The sequence below is a fragment of the Streptococcus parasanguinis genome (assembly GCF_001074805.1).
Classification (GTDB): domain Bacteria; phylum Bacillota; class Bacilli; order Lactobacillales; family Streptococcaceae; genus Streptococcus; species Streptococcus parasanguinis_A.
This window is the reverse complement of record NZ_JUPI01000141.1, coordinates 1-1,982: the sequence shown is the minus strand read 5'-3', so window position 1 is coordinate 1,982 and position 1,982 is coordinate 1. Positions and strand designations below refer to the sequence as shown.

Annotated in this window: 1 protein-coding gene; it reads left to right on the top strand. The window is 39.6% G+C overall.

Annotated elements, in window-relative coordinates; all coding sequences use genetic code 11:
* Positions 1-299: 299 nt before the first annotated feature.
* Positions 300-1,982 (top strand): C69 family dipeptidase (locus ADI76_RS10120; protein WP_049516292.1); only part of this gene is annotated, 1,683 nt, incomplete at its 3' end.

Below are 1,982 nucleotides of genomic sequence, written 5' to 3'. Positions count from 1 at the left end.
CTGCGTCTTGCTCGACAATCCAAAAATAATTGAGAGGCTAGGACTTTTGTCCCAGCCTCCTTTTTTTCCTAAAAAATGTAGCGCAATCGTAAACTAACAGAAAATTGTTTGAAATCTCAATAAATATATATAATTTACATAGAAATGAGTTGATAGAAAGATTATTTAGAAAAAAATAGAATAAAAACAAGCCTGGTAAGCGTTTGCAAAAATGAATGAAAAGATGTAAACTGGAGGTATAAAAAATCGGTAATGCTATCCTTTTTTACTAAAAGGAGTATTCGAAAAGGAGATTTGCCATGAAGAAATGGTTGTTTAAACTTTCATTGGTAGCAATGACATTTTTGCTCCTACCAGTTCAAGCCGTTCAAGCCTGTTGTGGCTTTATCATTGGTCGGCAATTGACCAAGGATGGGACTACTCTCTTTGGTCGGACAGAAGATTACCCTTACTATCCAAATGGTGGCAAGCACAACAAGAATTATGTGGTTGTTGATGCGAAGAATTATAAGGAAGGGGATCAACTGGAAGACGAATCCAATGGTTTTACCTATCCACATGCTGCTAGTGAAATGAAATACACAGCGACTTATGACTCTGCTCGTGGAGATGGTAGTAACGGTGCTTTTGGTGAACATGGATTTAACGAAGCTGGAGTTTCCATGACCTCAACTGTTACAGCAATTCCAAACAAAAAGGTTTTGAAGACAGACCCATTGACAGAAAATGGGATTCCAGAAGCTGCTATGTTGGACGTGGTTTTACCACGCGTTAAGTCTGCTCGTGAAGGGGTTGAATTCCTAGCTAAAGTCATTGAAGAAAAAGGATCGGCAGAAGGGAATGTTGTCGTTTTTGCAGACCAAAAAGAAACTTGGTATATGGAAATTCTTTCTGGTCACCAATATGTAGCGGTAAAAGTTCCAGAAGACAAATATGCAGTCTTTGCAAATACTTACTACCTTGGTCATGTGGATTTGAATGACAAGGAAAATGTGATCGCTTCGAAAGATGTCGAAAAAGTAGCCAAAGAATCTGGTAACTACAAGACAGATAAAGACGGTAACTTCCATATCGCTAAATCTTATGGACCAGAAAAATATGCTGAAGGAGACCGTTCACGTACTTACGCAGGAATCACTCTTTTGGATCCAAATTCAAAAGTGACTTATGAAGATGATGAATACGAACTCTTCCGCTCACCAACAGATCCAAACAAGAAATTTACTTTGGAAGATGCCTTTGCTCTCCAACGCAACCGTTTTGAACATTTGAATGGTCGATTTGTTCCAGACGATCAAATTGGTGTCAAGAAACAAGGGGATGATGGTAGCAACGATACTGTTCGGAAAGACCAATACAAGTATGCTTTAGGAAACGAAAACGTCATCGATGCCCATGTCTACCAAATCAATCCAAACCTTCCAAAATCATTTGGTGGTACGTTATGGCTTGGTATGGGACCATCTCGGAACACTCCTTATGTTCCTTTCTATGGAAATGTAAAGGATACCTATAAAGCTTTCAAACCTCAAACTGCTACCTATGATCCGAATTCATGGTATTGGACAGTATGGCATATTGACCAGATGGCCATCAATAATCAAGACCTCTTTGGAAAATCGATTCAAAATCACTGGAAAGCTCTCGAAGAACAATTGATCATTGAACAGAAGGTTAGTGATAGCAAATATGCAGCCTTGAAAGCGGATGAAGCTGCAGCAAAAGCAGTTGAAGATAAAGTGACTGAGGATGCTTTAGCTCGGTCTGAACGTCTCTTCAAACAATTCAAGCAATATGAGTCTGAATTATCTGCAACTCTTAAAGAAGCAGGTCGTACAGATGATCCATACCGTGCATCTTTACCAGATGACTACAAGGATCCAACAGAATCAAGTACCGAGCCAAGCAAGGAAGAAACAAAGCCAAGCACAGAGTCAAGTACAGAACCAAGCAAGGAAGAAACGAAGCCAAGCACAGAGTCA